General features: G+C 58.7%; 12 protein-coding genes. 6 read left to right on the top strand and 6 right to left on the bottom strand.

From position 1 onward, the window contains the following. The first annotated feature begins 72 nt into the window (after nt 1–72). The 3 genes from IPM54_45575 to IPM54_45565 all read left to right on the top strand — a co-directional run bounded on the left by IPM54_45575 (nt 73) and on the right by IPM54_45565 (nt 8,227). A complete protein-coding gene (locus tag IPM54_45575) occupies nt 73–1,800 on the top strand; it encodes an ATP-binding protein (GenBank protein MBK9267036.1) in 1,728 nt (575 codons plus the stop codon). 2 nt (nt 1,801–1,802) lie between these two features. Further along, nucleotides 1,803–7,484, top strand: coding sequence for a hypothetical protein (locus IPM54_45570; protein MBK9267035.1), 5,682 nt, complete (start codon nt 1,803–1,805; stop codon nt 7,482–7,484). Between the two features lie 227 nt (nt 7,485–7,711). Continuing rightward, nucleotides 7,712–8,227, top strand: coding sequence for a hypothetical protein (locus tag IPM54_45565; protein MBK9267034.1), 516 nt, complete (start codon nt 7,712–7,714; stop codon nt 8,225–8,227). Nucleotides 8,228–8,242: 15 nt separating this feature from the next. On the opposite strand, the gene IPM54_45560 is transcribed toward IPM54_45565, so the two are convergent. Further along, the gene (locus IPM54_45560; protein ID MBK9267033.1) at nt 8,243–10,048 is read right to left on the bottom strand and encodes a hypothetical protein; all 1,806 of its coding nucleotides are present in this window, start codon (nt 10,046–10,048) and stop codon (nt 8,243–8,245) included. A 306-nt stretch (nt 10,049–10,354) separates the two neighbouring features. Here IPM54_45560 and IPM54_45555 point away from each other — a divergent pair, with 306 nt between their 5' ends. Further along, nucleotides 10,355–12,343 (top strand): hypothetical protein, encoded by a 1,989-nt coding sequence (locus IPM54_45555; protein ID MBK9267032.1) that lies wholly within the window; start codon nt 10,355–10,357, stop codon nt 12,341–12,343. A 12-nt stretch (nt 12,344–12,355) separates the two neighbouring features. On the opposite strand, the gene IPM54_45550 is transcribed toward IPM54_45555, so the two are convergent. The 5 genes from IPM54_45550 to tssI are packed head-to-tail and all read right to left on the bottom strand — an operon-like array spanning nt 12,356 to nt 19,823. Continuing rightward, entirely contained in the window at nt 12,356–13,261 is a 906-nt protein-coding gene (locus tag IPM54_45550; protein ID MBK9267031.1) for a hypothetical protein, read from the bottom strand. Continuing rightward, complete coding sequence (locus IPM54_45545) at nt 13,258–13,563, bottom strand: hypothetical protein (GenBank protein ID MBK9267030.1); 306 nt, start codon at nt 13,561–13,563, stop codon at nt 13,258–13,260. The genes IPM54_45550 and IPM54_45545 overlap by 4 nt, the downstream gene beginning before the upstream one ends. Before the next feature lie 2 nt (nt 13,564–13,565). Continuing rightward, nucleotides 13,566–14,819, bottom strand: coding sequence for a sel1 repeat family protein (locus IPM54_45540; protein MBK9267029.1), 1,254 nt, complete (start codon nt 14,817–14,819; stop codon nt 13,566–13,568). 8 nt (nt 14,820–14,827) lie between these two features. Continuing rightward, nucleotides 14,828–17,197, bottom strand: coding sequence for a hypothetical protein (locus IPM54_45535; protein MBK9267028.1), 2,370 nt, complete (start codon nt 17,195–17,197; stop codon nt 14,828–14,830). Between the two features lies 1 nt (nt 17,198). Then, nucleotides 17,199–19,823 (bottom strand): type VI secretion system tip protein VgrG, encoded by a 2,625-nt coding sequence (gene tssI / locus IPM54_45530; GenBank protein MBK9267027.1) that lies wholly within the window; start codon nt 19,821–19,823, stop codon nt 17,199–17,201. Between the two features lie 465 nt (nt 19,824–20,288). Between tssI and IPM54_45525 the strand changes: the two genes are divergently transcribed. Next, the gene (locus IPM54_45525; protein MBK9267026.1) at nt 20,289–20,516 is read left to right on the top strand and encodes a hypothetical protein; all 228 of its coding nucleotides are present in this window, start codon (nt 20,289–20,291) and stop codon (nt 20,514–20,516) included. 288 nt (nt 20,517–20,804) lie between these two features. Next, complete coding sequence (locus tag IPM54_45520) at nt 20,805–22,196, top strand: Stp1/IreP family PP2C-type Ser/Thr phosphatase (GenBank protein MBK9267025.1); 1,392 nt, start codon at nt 20,805–20,807, stop codon at nt 22,194–22,196. Nucleotides 22,197–22,200 lie beyond the last annotated feature (4 nt).

Raw genomic sequence — 22,200 nt, 5'->3', positions numbered from 1 at the left:
ATTGCCAACGAGCCAGCGTGAACAATGTAGAGCATTCCGCGGCGCGCTTGTGGTAATCTCCGCTCGGTCGTCATGCCTTTTCGTTCTTCGCGCAAACAACAAGTCGTCGAAAAGCCTGAAACTGGGGCCGTGGCCGAGATGGTTCGGCAGTTTGCCGATCCGTACGCGTTCGTCCGAGAGCTCGTCCAAAACAGCATCGATGCCGGCGCAACGACGCTTTCAGTGCGCGTCGAACGAGCGGGCGGAATCGCCACGACGGCACTTCACGACGACGGGGCGGGGATGGATCGCGCCACGATCGATGGTCCATTGCTTACGCTTTTCAATTCCTCCAAAGAAGGGGACTCGGCCAAGATTGGCAAGTACGGCGTAGGGTTCGTGAGCGTTTTTGCAATTGACCCCGAAATCGTCGAAGTGGATACGTGGCGCGACGGTGAAAGGCATCGCATTCGTCTGTATCGCGATCACCGCTATGAAATCGAAAAGCTCGCGACGCATCCCGAGAGTGGCACCGTCGTCACGCTGCATCAATCGATGGATGCTGAAAAGTTCGACGAGCACCGTCGCCGATTGGAAACGGCGTTATCGCGCTGGTGTAGGTTTGCCGCGGTACCCATCGAATTCATTACCGTGGATCACGATCGAAACGATGCCGTTGCGAAGCGCCGCATCGATGTTCCGCTATCGGTTCCTTCGTCGCTCTACGTCGAGGCGCATCGTGACAAGGAACGATTCGTCGTCGCGCCATCTGCGGGCACGGAACACTTTTTGACGGCGGGCGCCGCTTCGGATGATCCCGCGGCGGGAAAGGCGACGTTTGCGGGGTTTTACAATCGAGGTTTGACGCTATTCGAAACGGACGAACCATTGCATCCCTCGTTGGCCCACGTACGCTTGCGTGTGGACAGTCCACACTTGAAACACACCTTGAGTCGCGACAATGTCCTTCGTGATCGAGCGTTCGATCGTATCGTATCTCAGGCGCGCGACCTCGTGGCGAAGTCATTGAAGCGCGAGCTGAAATCGCGTCTCGTGCGAGCTGCGCAGGGGCTCGCGAAATCGAAACCGCCCTACGACGAAGAGCTACTCGCATCTTATGCCGCGTTCGTCCAAGCCGCGCTGACGGCTCCGGTCGACTTGCCGCTCAACGAAGTGATGTTTCCCCTTGCAGCGCCGTGGAAGGACCATTCCGTCATTTCCCTGAAACAGATCATGTCGCAAAAAGAGATGTACGTGGTGTCCGAGCCCGATGAATTGTCACGCGCGCTGGCAAAAGTTGGTCACCCCGTCGTTTTGGCGCCGAACGCGATACTTCTATCTCTTCTCGCAATGCGGATTCCGTTGCCTGGTCCCCTTTCTCCAGACAAACATTTCGTGATCGTGCACGAACTGCCCGAACACAAAATGAGCAAAACGGACAAGGCGCTGTGTCTGGCGCTGGAAAACAATTTTTTCAATCTCGGGCTTCAAGTTTCTTCGGTAGGCATCGCAAGTTCGGTCGAAGTCGACGAAGCACCGTGCGTTTTCATTCAGAATCCAGTGAGGAAGGTTGCCGAGGGCGTATGGCTGAGTCCGAAACCGTTCGCCGAATATGGCTGGACGGGAGCGCGTCCCAATCACACCGGGAAGATCTTGCTCATTGCGACACATGAAGGCGTCAAGCTTGCGCGGGAACATGCGGCCGAGAACACTTTCATAGCCGCGCATATTCTCACTCGATTGTTGTTCTCGTCGCGTGACGATTCGGATGGATCCTATTCCGATGCGCTTCTCGCGCACGCGGCCGTGGAGCTCGTATGACCATGCAATCCAATGATGGAAGGCAAATCGTTGCGCGCGGCCGCATTCGGGTGGATGCTCGCCGGGCGCTGGCCAAGCTTCGCGAGCATTTGCTCGTCGATTTGCACCTTTATGCAACTGAAATCACGCGCGCTGCGGTTGCCTCGAAGGCCACGTTTTTCGATGTCGAATACGACGCCGACGACATCGTATTCACATTCGATGGTCACTCGGTCATTCCCAATGATCTCCCGCGGCTGCTCGATCATGTTCTCGGTGATGGGCACTCGACCGATCGCCCGCTTCGAGGATTGGCTCTCGGGGTAAACGCCGCATTGGGGCTAGGACCGGCATATGTCGATATATACGTACGAACGCCCGAGCAGAATCGCGCATCGAAGGTGAGGTTCGTGCCGTCGGTGCTCGATTCGGAAGGCGGCGAGTTGCCCGAGATTGAAATGGTCGAGGCGCCGAAAGGAATGCCGGAACGGGGGACGCGTGTGCATCTTCGGCGGCGGCTGAGCATGAATGTGCTCAAACGCGCTGCGACGCGCGAAGTTCCGCGCGAAATCGTATTGCTCGGCGAGGCATTACACGCTATTCCCCTGAAGGTCACCTCGCGAGGCGCTGCGCTGCCCCTTGCCCCGCGGCATTCCGTGCTGCTTCGCGTGCCATTCAAAGAACGCGATATTCGCCGTGGAACGTTGGAAATCATCGATACAGCAGTAGGCCCACAAATCGAATACTTCGAGCTCGGGGTGCTGCTCTTGCGAAAGCCGTTTGTCACGGAACCGATTTTGCCCTCCACTGCGCACGCGCAGGTCGAATCGCCCATTCGCGTGATGATCGATGCCGACGAATTGCCGACGAATGCATCGCGATCGGCATTGCGAGAAGATTCGCAACTGACGAATCGAGCCGAGCAAGGTGCTCGGGACGCGCTGGTTTTGGCGCTACGATCGCTCGTGTCGCTCGTGACCGGTAAAGGCAAACCATTGCCCGGCGTTGAAATCGTGAATCGCGATCCGAAAAAGCTCGAAGAGGCGCTTGGAGCCATCGTGTGTATCGTTGCCGGGGCTCTCGAGCGGAGCGCGGATCTGTCCGAGCAAGCTCGCGCGCTCCTGGACTTGCCGCTTTTGCAGAATGCCGTCGGGCTGCCGATGTCGCCCAGGAGGCTATTGCAGCGTATCAAGGGCGAGGTATTCGTTTACAATGGCAAAGAGCCTTATGACAAGGATCTCGAACCATGGCTCGACGACGTTGTGTGGCTGCGCGGCAAATTGGTCGAACGAATCCTGGTCGGCTTTGCGGTGCAGGATGCAAAAACCCTCATAACGGCCGCACAGGCGGCGCAGGTACGCCGCCGCGTATTGCATTCACGACCGCGTACGGATCCCAAGGTTCCCGACGACGAAGGGCACGTGGTCAAAGAAACGTTTCGTATCGAGGACGGACCGTTCAAAGGGCTTCATGGTCAATTGGCGCTCGGCGCCGAAGGGCAACGCACGGGGCAGCGTCCCACTTCGGTGCGGATTTACATCGAAGGGAGGCATATCGATACGCTCACGATTGACCGTGACAAACTTCCACTCGCCATGGACGCGGCCATTGCGTGGGATGGCAAGCTACTTCCGAAGTTCTCGTACGAAGGAGTGCGCGACGACGCCGCGCTGCGACTCGCGATTTTTCAGCTCACGCGATTGGCGCTCGTGGCGCTTGGAGCGTATCTGGAGCAGAGCGTATTGGAAAAGCGCGCTCCGGCAGAGCGAGCTCGCGTGCTCCCCGTGGTTCGCGCCGCGATTGGCGCATTCGGGACGGCTGCGAAAGCTCTCGACGTAGAGGAAGTGCCTGCCGAGCCGCCGCTTTCCGCGTATACTCCGATTTGGACGCGGGGCACGTGGGCGTCCGCCGATCCCGAACGGCTTCCTTTGAGTTTGGCCGAGCTCAAATCGTATTCGGATCGAACCAAAGCCATTTGTTACGTTGCACCGGGTTCCGCGGGGTTTGCCCCCGACGGGCGTCCTGTGGTTGTCGTGACGAACCTCGAGAAACAATGGCTCGAAAATGTTTTTCCTGGCGTGACATTCGTTCCGTACGAACGGGGGCTGCGGCTGCAGCGTGAGGCGCCTGCGCCCAATTTTGCCATGTTCGATTCGCTTCGGAACGCTCGGCTGGGCAACCAAGCGTCATCCGAAACCCTTCCGTCGATGACCTTTGAAATTCGAGAGGCTAGGGGAATCATTGCACCGAGCAGCGAGGATCAATGTTTGTCGCTTCATGCAGGTACATTGCTTTCGGCGACGGCGACGAACAAGTTCGTCGAACCGGCAATGATCGTCGTCGAGCATGATGCGACCGTGCCAAAACCGTCCTGGGACGGGATATTGTGGTCGAAAGACGCGCTCTTTTTAACGAACATTCGTAACGACTTGCTCGAAAAAATCGTCCAAGCGATGGAGGGCCAAGCGCCGCCGTCGCTGCGGAATTTTCCGCACGAGCTGGGACCTATTTTGCGGTCGTATCTGATCGAGGCAGTTCCCAGGTTTCGCACCAAGGAGCTGGGGCCGCGCATTGAAAAGTTGCCGCTGCTATTCGCCCTCGATGCCGATGCGCGCTCCGAGCTCGTCTCGCTTGCCGACATTGCAGCGCGGTTTCCCGACCCGGCGACGATTCCGTATTTGCGGGCTTCGCCGGCATTTCCGACGCTTGATTGGCGGCCGCTGCTCTTGCGGCACGATCGCGAAGTCGATGCACTCACGCGCTGGGCAGGCGCTCGCCTCAGGCTTGCCACCGAAGAGCTCGGACATCGTTCCAAGTTGGCGCAGAGCGAATTGCAAAAGCGCGCCTTTTATCAAAAACCCAAGGTACATCCGGCCGCACCGGGAACACTTGCGGATCCGGACATGCCCGCAAAGGTTTGGCAGGAGCAACCGAAGGAGTCGGGCGGACGCGTGGCTTCCATCGTGGCGGCCCTTCCGCGCAAGGGGGTCGAATTACCTCTGGCTTCCGCCGAAATCCTTTACGAGGAACGTTTGGTCAGCTCGCGGCCGCTCATTGGTTTGCCCGTGCCGGTGGTCGCGCGTGTGCACCTCGCGTCGGACGAGCATGTCGTGGGGTATTCCGACGTGTCACCCGCAGGCATATCGCACGTCGAATCGCTCGTGTATCCCGCGGCATGTGCGCTCGCGGCGGATCTCGTCGCGCGTGCAGACAATCAGGAGCCGGGAGCTTTTTTCCAGGATCGCCGCAGCCTTTCGCTCGTGCGCGCGCTCTACGCATGCTCGGTCGCCAATCCCTCACGCTCGGACATTCTCGCAGCAGACTTTGCGCTACGTGCAGCGAGCTTCAAGTGGCCCACGGTGCAAGGGGATTATCGCAGCTATGGCGAGCTCGTTCCCGGCGGAAACAAACTCTATTATGCAACCGCACGTTATGAATTTTGGGAATGGGCTGCGCGCGGCAGAAGTGAGCTCGATGCGCCCATCGTTTATTTGCCTCAGACGACGGAAGGGAGTTTGGCGCGGGAAATCCTCGCGTTCATGGGACACGAAATGGTCGACGTGTCGAGCGCGGTGTTTGCCTTGCAAAGCCGGCGCAAACCGGGATCGACGCAGAGCGGGCCGAATCTTTCGGGGTCGCCTGAACATCCTGCGCTCCGCGCCCAAATGTCGTCGCTTGGATACCATTACGAAGGTGAAATCGAGCTCATCGATGGCGCCAATACGACCGTGTACGTCGAAACGCTCCACGGAACGACCGAGCGGCTGGAGGTCAGTGCTCCCATTGCATTTCGCGCCGTCATTCGTGTCGAAGACGTCGAGCTCGATGCGCACGACAAAAAAACGCTTGCTTCGACTTTGGCCAAGGCTGCGGTCAAACTCATTGAATCCCTTTCCGAACGTCTTGACGAATTGCCGCGTTTCGTGCGCGTAGGCTTGCGCGCCGTCGTCGTCACCTACGCTCGCAAAGGGAAAAACCTGAGCAAAAAACGGCAGCAAATGGTGGTTTTTCCGGATATCCTCGGAGGTTACCACAGCGTTTCGACCCTTCTGGACGACGCCGTGTCGCCGTATCCCTATGTGACGCTTTCGCCCCCGTATCCGCTGGAACGTCGCCCGCAGCCACCTCTGTGCCTCACATCGGACGAAGCGAGTGCGCTTTCGAATCACGTGCCGCTCGATGACGTGACGGAAAGGCTTCGTCGCGAGCTCGCAGCGCAGCAGCGCAGAAGCGCCGCGCCGCTTTCGTTCATTGGGCTGAGCACGACGCAACGACTCGAATGCTTGGACACCGTGCCGTATGCGGGGGACGACGCCAATGGTACCATTGGTATGTTGGCGCCCGAGCACGTTGAGAAGCGCGGCATTTGGGTGCATAAAAATCGCCGTCCGCTATGCAGGTTGCCTGATTCCGCGGGCTGGCCGCTGCTTGCGATCATCAATGACGACACCATCCCCGAAAACAAGACGTTCGATGGCATCAAAGGCAACGGGCCGAAAGATCGATTGCGTAAAGCCATTCGGGCACAAGCCGACGAGGTGTTCTCGAAATGGTTTGTCAATCCGAATACCGTATTGGCTTGTAGAAAGGTGCAGACGACGCTTTTGGACGATGCCGTCGTCATGATGGGTGCTTTGTGGCTGCCGCAGTCTTGGCTTTCCGCGGGATCAGTCGACGTTCGAGACAGCTCCAATCGATTCCCCATGCCCCGCTCCTTCGGGGCATCCGGTGCCGACGGCCTCGATCTTTCGATCCCAATTCCCGTGTGTGGTCGATTGTATATTGCGAATACGGGCGCTGCCAAAAAAACCGCCGAAATCCATGCGGCCACGAGTGCTTGGCTCCTTCGCGAAACCACCGCGCTCGTGCTCGAAGCGGCTGCACGCGATGATTCGGATCCGCGCGCTGTCGAAGCTTACCGGTGGTTGTTGCGGCTTCTCGGTGCGGACGTGGGCAAACTCGAAGCGCTGGCCGCAGATGGAAGACGTATCGACGCAGCCGAAATCATCGAAACATTGAAATCAAAAAAGGAAATATGGTTTGCCCGTGGGGAAGGGCATATCGAGGGCCATTTTCCGAAAGGAATGCCCGCATTCATTTTGCGGGCCGAAGGACAAGTCTTGGAGGATGTGCTTCGTGCACGTACGAGCGCCGTGCGCGAATTCGCGGCGTTGTCAAAATCGCCCGAACCGGTCAAAGCGTTCGTCGATATTGCAGCGTTCGAAACGGCGGCGTCGCCATCGGTCGAGCCGCCTGTCGTGATTGCTCCGGATGATAAGACGAAGCCTGCGGTCGAGGAGGCGGACGATAAGGAGCCCGCGACATCGTGGTTGCAGAACCTCGTGAAGCGAGTCGTCGTGTTTTTCGATCGTCCCGCGCCCATGGAGCCGTGGACGAAAGAGCTTGGTCCTTCACTCCAATTGGCCATTGAAAAGCTTGGATTGACGAATACGAATGTCGTGACGGGTGTCCGGTACGTGCGAAAAGGGCGGCCCATGGTATTCGATGAGGCATCCGGGCAGCTCGTCATCAATCGATCGCATCATGCAATACGTTCGCTTGCGGCGCGCGTGAGCAAAGATCCGCGCGCGCGGCTATTGCTCGTGGTTGCGGCCGTGCGTGAAATCAACCGCGTGCTCGAAGTGGTCACGGACGCGACCGAACGCCGCGTGCTGCTATCCCTTTTGCGAGGAGAAGCGTTGTAAAAGACGTCGATCGGTTCGGGACGCTATGTGCCTCCTCTGTTTACCCACACGAAACGTCTGCTCCGGGCACAACTGTCCCGACTTGACGCATGTGCCACGTTCGGTGGCCTTGGAATAGGCCGGATTCCGCGGTTTCCGTCAATTCGTCCCCATGCGATGCACTGGCACACTGGATGCTTGGTCGCGCGAGTAGCTCCACTGGCTGACATACGTTCGCGGAGGAAACCATGAATGCATTCAATTGGCGTCATCGCATCGTCTTGATCGTTTCATTGCTTGCGGTCCCGCTTTTGACCGGCGCCGAGGCCAATGGATGCGGCGGCGATAGTGTCGGTGGCGGTAGTGACGACTGCGTCACCAGCGGTTGCAGCGGTACATTTTGCGTCGAACCTGGGAACGAGGTCATTACGACGTGCGAATGGCGTGAGGAATATGCTTGCTTCAAGCAGCATGGCACCTGCGAACGCGATGCGAACAACCAGTGCGGATGGCGCCCCAGCCAGGCGCTGGAAGATTGCATCGCGGCTGCCCAAAATGCGGCATCGAATCGAACTCCCGTGTCGGGGCAGTGCATTCGCAATTCGAACGACGCGTGCTCGACGGATGCCGATTGCAAAGCGGGAGGTTGCGGCGGCGAATTGTGTCATGGCGTGATGAACGACGGCATATCGACGTGCGATTGCACGGCGCCGCAGGGCGTTTCGTGTGGCTGCGTGAATGGCTCGTGCTCGTGGTGGCAGTGAGCGCGCGCTGGCGCATCAACGTGTGCCAAGCGCAAACGAGTACGCGGCCGACGTGCGAAACATCCACGCATATCGTCGTGCAGGGCTCAGCGCCCAATCCGTCGAGCTCGCGAAGAGCTCCGAAGTGAACGCCTCGTAGAGCCCCGGTGATTCGATGATGGCCTCGCGGAAAGCAGACTTGGGCTCACCCACGAGACGCGCAAAATAATCGGCCCACGCGAGGGCACCCATCACGTCTGCGGAATGCGCAATCCCATCATGATCGGTGTGTGTCGAACCATTGGGGCGAATCAGGTAATCAGGATAGCGCACGCGCATCCCGTCCGGGCGCGTATGCACCTTGGAAGCGCGCTCGAGCATTCCTCCCATTCGAGCAAGGAAGCGGGCGATGCGGGGATCTTCCCACATGCCATAAACACGCACCATTGCATCGACGAGCAGCGCGGACATCCATGGCGAAGCAATGAGCTCCTCGCCCGCTTCGTCCGGGTCGTGCTGCGTGCCGAAATGGTAAAGACCTCCATCCACGATATCGGGAACTCGAGCAAATAGGCCACCCGGTTGGCTCTGGTTTTGATGCCAAAGGACGTTCTCGACGATACCCATGACGATGTCGCGATATTCGTCACGTCCCGTGATTTCGAATGCAATCGCGGCGGCGAGCAACTTGAAGGCGACGTGACGCTCGGTCCAAGCTTCGCGCAAGGGTTCGCCGGTGCTCTTTCGTTTGGGGAAATGATTAGGCGAAAATTGCGAAGGAACGTGTGAAAAGGCTTTGACGACGAAGGGAAGTTTGTCCAAGATTCGATCGTCTCCCGTGAGCCAATGCGTGAGGGCAAGGCACTCGGCATAGGAGTATTTGGGGTCCCAAGCAGGCTCTTTGGCCGCGTCGTGTGGATTGGTGCGCGGCTTGCGCCATGAAAAGAAAGCACCAACGTCCCGCGGATCCGTGGACGGATCCCCCCTTTTTTGCCGCTCGAGGACGAGCAGCCGCTCGTAAAAAACCGACGCCCGTACGGCTTCACGTAAAACGCGCGCCGAGCCGCTTCGAAGGTAGAGCACGTACATCGCGGATGCTCGATCGAAGAGCCATGCCTCGCCGTTGTTTTCTCCATTGGCGTTGGTTCGATACGGGTTTTTCCCTTGTGGTTCGTTGAGCAGGCCATAAAAATAGTTTTTTTGGGCAATATCGTAAACGAGCGGCTCGTGTAGATGGCGCCCATAAAAGCTTGCAGGCGGATCCATCTCGTCCGTCACGCGATTGTCGAGGGGTACGTAGCGGGTGCGGAGAGCACCTCGAGAAAGCACATCTTTCGGCAAAACTGCGTATACGGCGGGCTCCGAAACGAGGTCCTCAATGGCAAAACTCCCCTCCGCGACAGGGTGCCAACCCCTTCGTGGATCGACGAGCATGGAAACGTCTCGCATTCGTTGCGAATGGCCCCACTCGACGATGATTGATTCCGGCTTCGGAGGATCATCACGAAACGTGTGCTCGATTTGAATACGTGCGACACGCACCCAATTGCCATCATTCTGGGTTTTCACGATGCTGCGGTACGACGCGAGCTCGTTCACATGGGCGGCAATTTCGATGTCCTCGTCGAGCACACGCACCGTCGCCAAATCCGATTTCGTCAACGATCCGCGGGAAAACGGAATGCCAAGGGTGACGAGATGCGGACCGGGAGAATGCACGCCTGGGGCGGGAACGAGCGTAACCGCAATGCGCCCCTGCGGCGTTCCGGGCGCATGAAAGGGATGCGGCGGGGCAAAGGGAGTACAAGCGACAACGGAGACACCGATGAGCGACGAGGTCAAGACGCCACGATGCGCACATGAGCGCTGCCGTGACGGAAAGCGTTGGAACATGGCATCTTGGATGCCGCGTCGTCAATCGCGGTCTCGCCACGTTTCGGCAATGGCGGAGCGCTCGCAACGTGCAACGCTCTGCAGTGCCGACAGACCGAGCTCACAAGATGGTCGCCGCGCGAAAATTGTTCTACATGCTTGGCACTTGGCAGACGACGGCAACCGTGAGATCGTCCGGGTGTCGGCGCCGAGCCTCCTTTGCGCACGATGCGCGAGTTTCGAATGGGCAACCTTATCATGAGCATAGCACGATTTGTGCCGGTATTCCTTGTGTTTCTGCTGAGCGCATTTATTTGTGCCCTCCCCGAAGCCCGCGCGCAGCAGCAAAGCAATTGTTCCGACGATACCCTCGCCTGGGTCGCGCGTGCCGATGCGGCGCATCCTGCATCCGTTCGAGCGGTGCAATGTTTTCCCGCGCATGTTCTCCTGAAGCTCGACATGCAAGGCTCGGGCTCACTCGACGTCGATGTCTCTCATCCGGCAGGACAAGCATTTCGTCGCATTGGGCGCCTCGGGGTTTCTCCCATTCTCGAAATCGATGATTTTCGGAAAATTCCCGCCCCTCAGCAGGAAGCATTCGAAACGTTATGTACTTGGCTTGCCGCACACGAAAACGAGGTTTTGCAATCTCAGGCTCCCCGCATCCCAGTCTTGCGTCGCCGCCTCGATCCGATCCAAGAATCCGTTTCCATTGGGAATTTTTGGTCGAGCACCGCTTGGGCAGGACTGGCTTTCCTGCTCGTATGGATGGCGGCACGAGCGGCGCGAAAGGCAATGAATACAATGGCAGGGCGACGCGACGTTATCGTATTGACCATACTATTTGTCGTGGCGCTTCTTTTACGATTGTCACTTGGTCCTTTTGGCCCGCATCACGTCAATGGTCAAGGACCGCAATGGATTCTCGCCGCTAGCGTCGATCCGGCGCGGCTTTTTGGCTATGGTCCGGGGTACGCCGAGATATTTTCGTTCATCAAAACAATTTTCACGACGTATCCTGATACGGCCATTTTTGTTGGTAATGCATTCTTCAGTGCACTGTCCGCACCGCTCGTATTCGTTCTCGCGCGAAAGCTGGGACTGGACGCCCATCGAGCCCTGTTCGCGGGCGCATTGACGACCGTAGACGCCGTCGCCATCAGGTTTGGCGCAACGGAAGCGTATTTTGCGCCCATCATGACGCTCACGCTGACCGCATATGTGCTCTTCGTTTCGGCAGCGAAGCGCTCACGGACGAACCTGCGACTCGAATCGTTGGTGTTGGCGACCGTCGGTGCACTGGTTTGCGCACAAGCCGCGCGTATTCATCCGATTGCGTGGGGTCCCGTGGCGCTTGGACCGCTGTTTGTCATGGCAACGCATGTGGCTCCGACAAACTTTCGTGCCTCGTGGAATGAGTGGGTTCGTCGTGGCGCACGTGTCGCAGCGCTCGCCGTCCTCGTCGTGCTCGTGCTCGTCGTGACCAGCGGCAAGGTGATCGCATCGGTGGCCGCCGGAATCCACGACCATTGGGATGCTCGCGCCGGGGGAAACACGGTCGGCTTATGGTTACTCGAACATGCGAGCATCGGTTTGCTGCTGCTCGCCGTCGCGTTTGTCCTGGCAAAACCTCGTGGCCCGCTCGTTCCTGCTGTTGCATCCATTCTGGCGCTCATCGCTACGCGCCACGCATACGGGCAAAGCCCAATCTGGATTGCCAGCTACGATCGGCTATGGAGCGCCGCGATCGTCATTGCGCTCGCGTCGATGATTCCCACGTCGTTCGCGCGCGTGCGTCATGTATGGCTTTTGCTTGGAGCCGCAGCTATCGCTGCATTCGCAGCAAGCTTTTCCACCATCGCCGAACGCACGACCGAACAGCTCGAGCATGCTTTTTTTCGTCATGCTTTCGCGTCGCTGCCCAATGGATGCCGAGTCGTTCATGTGCCGCGCGTAGACCGTCGGATCGTCCTTTTGCCTGAATACGCGATCCATTCGCCGGAAAACGCTCCACTCGCTGTCGTCGCCGTGTCTTCCGCGGATGAAGTGCGGCGGCTGAAACGCTCGGAGCCTTGCCTTCGTTATGCGCGCACGTCGATTTGCACGAGCACGGATGGGCGGCCGGCGTGCGAGGCCGTCGAGCACGGCCTGCATCTGGTGCCGATTGCAGAGCGCGATTTACCCGCCAAACCGAGCCATGTCATGTCGACGTACGATCGCGATGTCGTGAACGTTGGACTATTCGAAGTGCGGTCGCCGGAATGATTTGTCATCAAACTATTGTGAATGGCTGGCGATCCACGCCCGGTAATCCGCCATCGCCTGTTGCCATGAGGCGGCCAGCTTCGGATTCAGCGCCATTTGCGCTTCCCAGCCCATATCCAGCCGCGCGTGTTGCGATGCCGTCAGCCCATAACGACGCAAAATGTCCGCCGTCGCCTCGGGGTGCATCTCGAGCTCGACGTGGAGCGACGCGTGCTGTTCGAGTGTCAGTTCAGGCTCGCGCGCGGGAGCTGTTTCCGAGCGCGTCCCCGAGCCCTCGAACGGCAAAATCTGGCGTGCAATGACGCTGATTTCGTCATCGATTGCCCGCGTTTCACCAAGCGTTGGCGCCGCCGACGGTGCACCTTGCGTCGCCTGCGCATGCTCGACCGCACGCTGCAAAGCGACTTCAGCGGCCACACCTTGGGCAAATGGCAGCGGCGAAGTTTGGGGGAGCGGTGCGGCGGGCGCTTTGGCAGGGGTTGCGTGCGATGGCGCTGCATACGCGGACCAAGGTGACCCTGCGACGGCGTTCGGCGCGGACCCGGCAAGCATGAATGAAGGCACGCCCGAGGGGGCTGCGGCGACTGCCGAGACCGGGTTTGCCCGTTTGTCCGGGAAATGCGTGAGCTTTTCGCCGATCGACGAAAGAGGTGGCTTTTCGTGCGCAAGGCGCCGCCGGCGAGCTTGAAATGTCGCAGAAAAAGCCAGCGCGCGCTCGCGTTCTGGCAGCTTTGCACCGCGCGCGAGCTCGTTTGTCCAGGCACGATCCACGGCTCGCCACTCTTCGAGCGACATGCCGAATCGCTCGACGACGTCGCCTTCGGCACCGAAATGCACGACATGCGCAAGGATTTCAGCGTAGTGATCGAGGCGCACGGACTTGCGAAGAGCCATTTCGTCGGCTTCGGTGAGCTTCATGGGTAGCCCTGAATGGCGTTCATTGCGGGCTGCGTAGAGACGAGCCACCCGCGCGTTTTTGCAAACGTCATATTGAATCGCTCGGCCTGTTCGTATTGCTGCCGGCGTTTGCCCTCGGCCAATTCGTGGGTCCACGCTGCGTCGATGACCGTCCATTGCTCCATCGACAAACCGAAACGCGGCACCAATTCACTCGCACGATCGCGACCGAAGAACGCGACATGTGCGAGAATCTCGGCATACCGCTCGAGGGCCACGAAGGCGCGAGCTCGACGGTGAAGTTCGGCGGTAGCGGGATCCATCGTCATTTCTCTAATTCTTTGAGGTCATTACACGCATCCTGCATGACCATCGTCGCCATTTCGCGCTGAACGCACACCTTTTTCAAAAGGGCCTTTGCTTTCGCTACATCTTTTTCGACTCCCGTGCCATCTTTGTAAAACCGTGCGAGGGGTCGGCAGCCTTTTGCTATCGGTTCAATCCAACCGGCGTCGTCTTGGGACGTAATTGGTTTGTCGCACACCGCGTTTAGGCGCGCAAGGCCGGCGGCAACATCGGCCGGGGCGCCGTCGCCTTTGACTTGCATAACGGCGAGCTCGACACAGCTCGAGTCGTCGGGGGCTTTTTTCTCGCAATAGAACGTCAAGAGCTCGCGAATTTTGGGCAAGTGTTCGGGAAGATGCCAGCCGCGATCGTAGTCCGCAGCAATATCATGGCAATCACGAAATCGCCGGCACTCGCGTTCCTGCAGGGCAAACTTCTTCGACTTCAAAGAACGTATCTCGACCTCGTCTCCAAAGACTTTGGCTATCAGCTCGGCCTGCCAACAGCCTCTCGGATCTCCAAGGTCGCAGCCTTTCTTATAATGATCCGTCACCTCGTCGACTTGACCCTTGACCGCTTTCAAATGCATACCGCGATCGGTACACGACTTGGCATGACCCTTTTTGCAGCCAGGTTCGAGCGCCGCGGCAAGGTCTTCGCGCTTTTTCCCCTTCAGCCATTCATTGATTCGCGTCGCACAATTGAGCTGCACGGTTTCGCCCGGCACGATGTCCCGATAACATGTATATTGATCGACGATGGCCACGCACGCATTCGGTTCGCCAAGCCCGCACGCCTTGATTTGCAGGGCTGCCACGTCTTCGAGAAACATGGCCTTGTTTTTCGATTGCATTGGCGATTTCGGATGTCCGAGGCCCCCAATGAGCAGCGTACACGCTTTGCCATCGCCGCCATCGCACGCTGCCTTGTGTTTGGCGACCACAGCTTCCACGCCCCCCTCGGACCACAAGGCCAGCGCTTTCTCGCACCGCTCGGTTACGTGCATCGCATTGCTCAACCAATGGTCCGCGCATCGCGGAATATCCGCCAGCAAATCGTCGGGACCATAAGGTGCCGGTGCGGCCGTCGTTGCAGACGCGGACGCAGAAGGTGCTGCCGCAGCTTTGAGCTTCGCGCTATCGGCTGTTACCTTGGGCGCCGGAGGGTCGCTCTTGCAGGCAGAGGCGAGCGAAACGAGCGCGCCGAGCAAAATCCATTTCGATACCATTTGCATACGTTTCCTCATCCGTAACGGAACCAATCGATCTCGTCGTCCCCAGCACGTCCGTCGTCGGGGTCGGGTATGGCACCCTTCAGCCTTGCCGTCGTGTATTCGCCCGCGGCCCCGAGCGTCTGCATGATCTCGTAGATGTCTTTGGGCACCGAGAAACCATCGGCTTTGAGCGACGTGTCGCCGCCATCGGACAATGCCGATTTCAATCGGCACCACGTAAATGCCTTGCCCACGCGCCCGGGCACATCCGAACCGGTTGCTGTGAGGACGTGCGTCAATCGATAATGAGGCCCGAGTTTGACGTCCGATCGACCTGCCCAAGGGTCAGGAAACGCGCCTTTCGGGGTCTTCTTGTCGAAATACTTCGGCAGCTTCAGCACTTTGCTGGCGAAATCGCGGGGGCGCATTTCGCGCGCGCCGCGAGCCCACATCGATTTGGCAAAAAGGCCTGTCGGCATGAAGACGAACCACCACGCTTGCACGTGCGTGAAGTATGGCGTTGCGCGAAGCGATCGCAAGAGCTTGCTCAAGTAAAAATTTTGGTCGGGTTTGTCCCCATACATGCGCAGCAATCGACTAATGTAGAGGATTTCGTCGTCGTGCACTTCACCCGCCCACGTGTATCGATTGGGAAATAACGTCGGCCCGAGCGCATCGGCGGGGTTCTTCGCCGCGGGTTTGGCCCAGGGCGACGGAGGCTTCGGCACTTCGGGCGGTTTGCGCATCGTGAGCACGAATCGCAAGAGACCCACGGGGCGCGCATTTTCGAGCGCCTTCAAATGGGCATCGAGCCGCGCCGGATCGGGCTTCGGAGTCACTCCAATGCCGACCATGGGCGAATTCGCGGGGATTTGGGTCGCTTGTTTTCGCGAGCTATTCGGAAAAGCGCATCCATCCATGATTCCGCCTTCCATGGGCCGCGCAATCAATCCGCGACGGGCCTGAGCCTCCATGACCCAGTAGGCCGTATTGCTGCTCGTATCAAAGAGCTGCACGCGCCTCTTGGCTGGATCGTCTTCACCCGATACACGCAATACGAAAGCAATGTGCGAGCCTGGATCTTGCACCGACGTGGGCAATTCGAGCGTTCTCTCTTCGGGGTTTTCCCTCGTCTTTTGGTACTTGTCCGCCTCGGCACGCCGCGCGGCATCCCATTTCGCTTTTCGGGCCTTGTAGACGTCGTCCGGCTCGTTTCTATTCTTCGACGGAATCGCCGGATTCGTGACTGCTTTCAGCCAATTGTTGATCCGTTCTTCCGTCGGTACCGGCGCTTTGATCCAATCACGCCCAGGTGGGCTATAAGGATGGTGCACGTTGGGATCGCCTTGCATCGCTCGGCAGATTTCGGCGCGCACGCGCATGGTTTCCACCTTTTCCTCGAAAGGCGTGAGCATCGCCTGAACGCTTTTGATGAATCCGTGTGGATTGTACGTGATGATCGTTCCAGGCGCCATCGGCGGATCGATGTTCTTGGGATCGCAAGCAAAGGACGGCTTGCACAACACTTTCAAATCCGTGAGGGAATCGAATTTTGTTTCTCCCGCGCCCTTGCTGCCGACAGAATAAAACTTCCCGCCCGCCGAAGGCTCGCCGGGGAACCCAATCGGCTTCTTTCCCGTGAAAATGGGCAGTCCGCCCGATGCTTCGGATGCAGCATAACCCGCATATTGCAAATCGTCTTCGACCGTGAACCCATGCGCAATGGCGCCGTACGACGTCGTCTGCTGGCAGGCACCGATGATCGGAATGGCCGGATCCTTGTTCTCTTCCCATTCACCGAGGTAACATTGATTGGGTGGGCGCTCGTGTTTGGCCGTGATATTTTCAGGATCGGTCCAATCGGCGACTTGCGTCGTGCCGCGACGAGCGATGACGTGTTGATTTCTTTCGACCGCATCGTATTCGTAAAGCGTCACTTTGCGCATGCGCGGCTGCGCCCGCGAAAAAATGAACGCATCCCAGTGACCTCCGCCGAAATACGATTGTCCGGGCCCACCATAGGTGATTCCGACATAACGCTCCGCAAACATCTGCGCCCAGCGCTCTTCGTTCTTGTCTTTGCCCCAAGCTTCGATGGGTTTTGCCTGCGTCTTCCACACCGCATCGTAACTTTCGCCGAGGCGCTTTCGCACGGTCTTCAGTACCGTGAGCAGTTTGTCTTTGTCGAACGGCCCCTCGAGCTCGTGCTTTTCGATTTCGCCGTCTTTGAAAACCGCTCCATCGGGCGCTTGCACGGGTGCATCGTTGATCCCCATCAAAATGCGCGGCGGCTCGTCACCGTAGTCGGCACTTTCGGCAATGGTCGTGTTTGCATCGAACGTAGCCTTGTGACCACCCGATTCGTCCGGCGCGTTTGCCTGAGCGTCCCCTTTTGCCATATCAATGCCCGTGAACTTTCTCGAGCTCCGCCTTCGTCGCGTCGTCAATCGTGCCTGTCACTTCGAGTCCCTTGTCGCGCTGAAATCGCCCGAGCGGCCCCTTCAGCGTGCTCGCGTCATCATTGATCGGCCCATCATAATATCCGAGATTCCCCAAGCGTTGCTTTACACCCCGCACCGTGTCGACCGGCGGCAATTCCTCCGCCAAGGTAATCGAGTAATCTTTGGTTTGTCCTTCCGGATAATCCCTCACCCATAGCCGAATTTGCATGATCTTCGCGTCCACGGGTACGTCGACTTTCACGTCGCCATCCGCACTGGTTTCTCCCTCGGAAATGATGCCCGAAACGCCCGTGCGATAATGTTTTTTTGCGTAAGGTTCGCCCGCTGTATCCGTAAATCGCAGGCTGATCTGCTTCATCTCTTTCTTCTTGTCGTCGTCTTTTTCGCTCGGATCGCTTGCCTTGCAATTGAGCAGCACCTTGCGCCCCTTGACGATGGCGTCTTCCTCGAGCTCGACGCGCGCCTCTTTCGCGAATAGCCGAATGGCCTTGGCGCTGATCTGCGCTTCTTCGGCGAGCGTCATAGCGGGTCCGGGACCTGACGCAGATACCGATTCCGCGCCCATGATGCGAACGTTTTTCGCGTCCAGCGTAATGCCTTCGGAATCGATTGTAATGGCATTGTCGCCTACGGCCAGCGTAATCCTTTCATCGCAAACGAGACGCAATCCTTTGGTGGCTCCAACGACCAACGTGCCCGATACCTGCGCCTGCGCCTCGCCCATGTCCGAAGTGCCAATCGTCACGGTCGCATGCCCCGCCGTCGTGATGACCGCATCACCGCGAATCGTTCGCACCAGCGAACCATCGACGCGGGCCTGATCATGCGCATACGCAATGACCTCGCGATTGCCGAAATGCTCGAGCTTCGTCGCGCCCATGACGAACCGTTCGTGATCGCCCATGATTTCTTCGCGTAATCCTGCGGCGACGGTCACCGTTCGCATGCCTTGCACGTCCAATGAATCGGTACCCGCGACGCTCGTGCGGCGATTCCCACCGACCGTTGCCGATACGTCGTCGCCGATTTCTTGAATGAATGACTTTTGCGCGTGTAGCGAAAGCACTTCGCTGCCTGCCGTGTCGTCGAAGGCAATTTCATTGTAACCGCCTCCTCCCGGCGTCGACTGCGTGCGAATACCGCTTTTTGCGGCTCCCGTAGGAAGCGGATGAGGTGGCGGATGTGTTGCATTCGGTAAACATCCAATGACGACGGGACGATCCAAGTCGCCACCGAGAAACGTGACGAGCACTTCCATACCGATGCGCGGAATGAATTGAAACCCCCAGCCTTCACCGGCCCAATTTTGCGCCACGCGAATCCAGCACGAATTTTTGCCCATATCGGGCTTGGCATCCCAATGAAAATGCACCCGTATTCGTCCGTATTCGTCCGTGTGTATCTCTTGTCCCGCCGGACCCGTGACCGTCGCTGATTCGACGACTTGCCGCACGAAACGCGCGGGACGCTTGGGGCGCAAACCTTCTGCAGCAGACGTGCAGCGAAACGTCGCCTCGTACGTCGGCGTGCCTGGAGGGTTTGCCCCGGCGCCATAGCCGCGATGATCGACGCGCAATACCAAAAAATCGCCGTCGAGCGACGCATCTTCGTGGTCCGCAAGCGTGAAGCGATGCCCTGGAGCGAGCCTTCGACAAGGCGTGCGCCCAGTGCTGATGCGCATGCGCCGGCGAAGCTGTTCGAGCACGACGGTCGCTTCTTCGTCCCGCGCATCGGACTCTTCGTATTCCCCGTGATGTTCGTAATGGTCCAGATCGACGCCAGGAGAAAGCTTTTCGGCCGAAGTCGCCGCGCCAGCGAGATCCATTCGTGGCCTTTGAAAATCATAATCCCGTACGCGCAGCGCCGAAGGCTTGACGGTGCGCTGTGCGTCCATTTCGAGCACGTGATCTTCTCGAGGCGGCATTCCCGGCATTTCGCGCCGAAACAGGAGCGCCGGCGAGCCGCATATCATGGGCGTGAGGAGCAGGCTGTCGGTCATCACCAAAACAGACGCAGGCGGAGAGGTGTGATCGAAATAAAATGCGATGCCCTCTTCGGCGAGCAGCCGCATGACGAAAGCGAGATCGGTTTCATCGTACTGCACGCAGTAGGCGCGTAGTGGGTATTTCCTGGACAAACTGAAGCGATGGACCACGCGGTGTTCGTCGAGGAGCATCGAGACGATGGTGGTCACGTCGAGGTCTTGGAAAATGCGTGTGTTTTTGCGGCGCGAGAGCCTCCACAACGTTGGAACGAGTCGCAGCTTGTAGCTCGTGCCTTGCGTGTGCGACCCGGCAAACGTGGCGCTTGCGACGATGCCACCGATGGTGTGCGGCGCCTGTTCGTGCTCGATGCGTAACCACGCCGCTTGTCCGACGATGGTGGTGATGAGCTTTTCTTGGTCCTCTGGTCCGGAGAACGTGACGACAACTTGGAGGTCAAACGGTTTGGAGAGCCGTTCTCGGCCCGTGAACGAGGTGATTCGTAGCTCGCCGGCCTGATGGGGACCGGCCGCGAAGAAGAACGATTCACCTTGTTGGGACTTCACATCCGGCGCTGGCATCGCGCGAAGATAGGCGCAACTCGGCGTTTTCGACAAGGCATGGCTGCGTCGCGGTTTTGCGGTCTTCTTTTTGCTCGGTGCGGTCTTGCGAGATCCTGTCGAACGTTTGACCACAAACGATGTGGGCGCTGGCTGTTTTGCAACTTCGAAAGTGCATGGCCGGTTTTCGATTGCGCAACGCAGGATATTTGCGCATTGCGACAGCGGGCCGAGCACGTTTGTCCACGTGCCCAAGCTTTTGCGCACTACCGATGTTTTCGCGCGAAAGCTTTGACACGGTACACCGTAAAACCGCACGATTTCGGCGAAACTCGAGGTGGCCCATGCCTTGCAAACCTTGGGACATGCCTAGAGCAAGCCGCTCTGGACAATGCCCGCAAATTCACACTCGTGCAGCGATGGCATACGTTTACCGAGGGAATGAAAGTGGTTTGTCGCCGAGGTGGGGGTAAGGGAGATACTGCAATGCGTCGAAATTCGAGCAGCCGACGTTCGTTGGTCCACCTGTTTGTCGGCATCGTGTTTGTCACCTTGGCCTCGGCGTGCCACGTGGACGAGCCCATCGATGAGCGAGAGGATCCGCCGGCCCCGCCGCCCGAGGAAGAATCGGCCATGATGGTCGACACCACGCTGCGCGAAGTCGAAGCGGATGACGAAGACGCAATGCCGGAAGACGAATCCGAAGACGAGTAGCCCGTTGAATATCGATCAGGTATTCAGGCCGCAAATCCGCTCGATTTCCCCATATTTCCAATCCCTACAATCGAAGTGCAGTCGGACCGCAAGAGGTTTGGCAGGGCCGGGTTTGTCCGTGTGAGCACCTGAAACGTTGCGGGTGGCGAAGTGCTCCGACAAACCCAACCGTTTGCAAGCTAGACGCGTGCGACGAAACGCATGTGACTGCTCATCGACCCCACCGCTTCATCAAAAGAAACCAAGAAGTGGAGAGCGCGCGAACGCCCATGGTAGCCTCGCGGGGCGATGCCGTCGTCCGACACGATCCAGTTCTACGCAGCCACCGATGTGGGTCGCGTTCGTGACCACAACGAGGACAACTTCCTCGTCGACAAGAAGCTCGCGCTTTCCATCGTCGCGGACGGCATGGGCGGCCATGCTGCGGGCGAGGTCGCGAGCGCAATTGCGGTGCGGATCATTCACGAAGAGGTCAAGAAAAATCGCGACGTCATCGACAAGTACACCGACGAGGGTGTGAGTGCGCGCATCGGATCCAAGGAAATCCTCGGCGTCCTCGAGACCGCCGTGCAGCGCGCATGCGCAAAAATTCACGACGAAGCGAAAGCCGACACGAACAAACGCGGCATGGGCACCACGCTCTCCGCGCTGCTCATCGTCGGCTCGTACGGATTCATCGCGCACGTCGGGGACAGTCGCATCTACTTGCTGCGCGACGGCTCGGCCCAACAGATCACCGAAGATCACACCGTCTACAACGAGCTCATCAAGCGCGGAAAACTCACGCGCGAACAGATCGACAAGGTCGCTCAGAAGAACGCGATCACGCGCGCGGTGGGCGTGTACGAACGCGTCGAAGTCGACACGCTCACGATCGAGGTTTTACCTGGGGATCAATTCCTCCTCGCGTCCGACGGCTTGCATGGATACATCGCGCACACCGCCGAGCTCGAACCGTACCTCGAAGACGAAGATGGTGATGCGACAGCAACGGCTCTGCTGGAGCTAGCGAATCGCAAGGGCGGCAAGGACAACATCACCGCCATCATCGTTCGTCTCGGCAAAGGCGACGAACGTGACGACAGTCGTGCACGAAGACTTCAGCTCAAGCGCGAGCTGCTCTCGAAGATGCCGCTCTTCGCGCGCCTCAACGAGCGCGAGATGCTGCGCATCATGCAGGTCGCCGAGGTCGTTTCGTACGACCCGGGTCAAGTCGTCGTGCAAGAGGGCGATCGCGGCGACGAGCTGTTCATCGTGCTCTCGGGCGAAGTGCGCGTCAGTCGCGGCGAAACTGTTCTCAACGATTTCGGACCTGGGGAACACTTCGGCGAGATGGCGCTGATTCGCGCCGTGCCGCGATCGGCAACCGTGACGGCATCCGAGCCGAGTGAGCTCATCGTCCTGCATCGCAGCGACTTTTTCGAGGTCTTGCGCAAGGAAGCCGAGCTTGCGGTCAAGTTGCTCTGGCAGTTCCTGGGCGTCCTCGCCGATCGTCTCGACCAAACCTCGCGTGATCTGAGCTCGGCACGTGAAGAACTGAACGCCGAGGACATCACCGACGCAATTTTCGTCGAAGATGCCGTCGAAGATGTCGAAGAACGACCGAGCGACGCGCCACTGTCTGCTCCGGGGCCCCGAGACAGTTACCTTCCGGCGCCCATGGGCTCGGAAGACGCCTGAAGCG

The sequence above is a fragment of the Polyangiaceae bacterium genome (assembly GCA_016715885.1).
In the GTDB taxonomy this organism is placed as follows: Bacteria; Myxococcota_A; Polyangia; order Polyangiales; family Polyangiaceae; genus Polyangium.
The sequence above is the reverse complement of the archived record's forward strand: the minus strand, read 5'-3'. Positions and strand labels throughout refer to the sequence as shown.

Coding starts and splice junctions, on each gene's coding strand:
- IPM54_45575 (MBK9267036.1), top strand. CDS start 73: ATGCCTTTTCGTTCTTCGCGCAAACAACAAGTCGTCGAAAAGCCTGAA.
- IPM54_45570 (MBK9267035.1), top strand. CDS start 1,803: ATGCAATCCAATGATGGAAGGCAAATCGTTGCGCGCGGCCGCATTCGG.
- IPM54_45565 (MBK9267034.1), top strand. CDS start 7,712: ATGAATGCATTCAATTGGCGTCATCGCATCGTCTTGATCGTTTCATTG.
- IPM54_45550 (MBK9267031.1), bottom strand. CDS start 13,261: ATGAAGCTCACCGAAGCCGACGAAATGGCTCTTCGCAAGTCCGTGCGC.
- IPM54_45545 (MBK9267030.1), bottom strand. CDS start 13,563: ATGGATCCCGCTACCGCCGAACTTCACCGTCGAGCTCGCGCCTTCGTG.
- IPM54_45540 (MBK9267029.1), bottom strand. CDS start 14,819: ATGCAAATGGTATCGAAATGGATTTTGCTCGGCGCGCTCGTTTCGCTC.
- IPM54_45535 (MBK9267028.1), bottom strand. CDS start 17,197: ATGGCAAAAGGGGACGCTCAGGCAAACGCGCCGGACGAATCGGGTGGT.
- tssI (MBK9267027.1), bottom strand. CDS start 19,823: ATGCCAGCGCCGGATGTGAAGTCCCAACAAGGTGAATCGTTCTTCTTC.
- IPM54_45525 (MBK9267026.1), top strand. CDS start 20,289: ATGCGTCGAAATTCGAGCAGCCGACGTTCGTTGGTCCACCTGTTTGTC.
- IPM54_45520 (MBK9267025.1), top strand. CDS start 20,805: ATGCCGTCGTCCGACACGATCCAGTTCTACGCAGCCACCGATGTGGGT.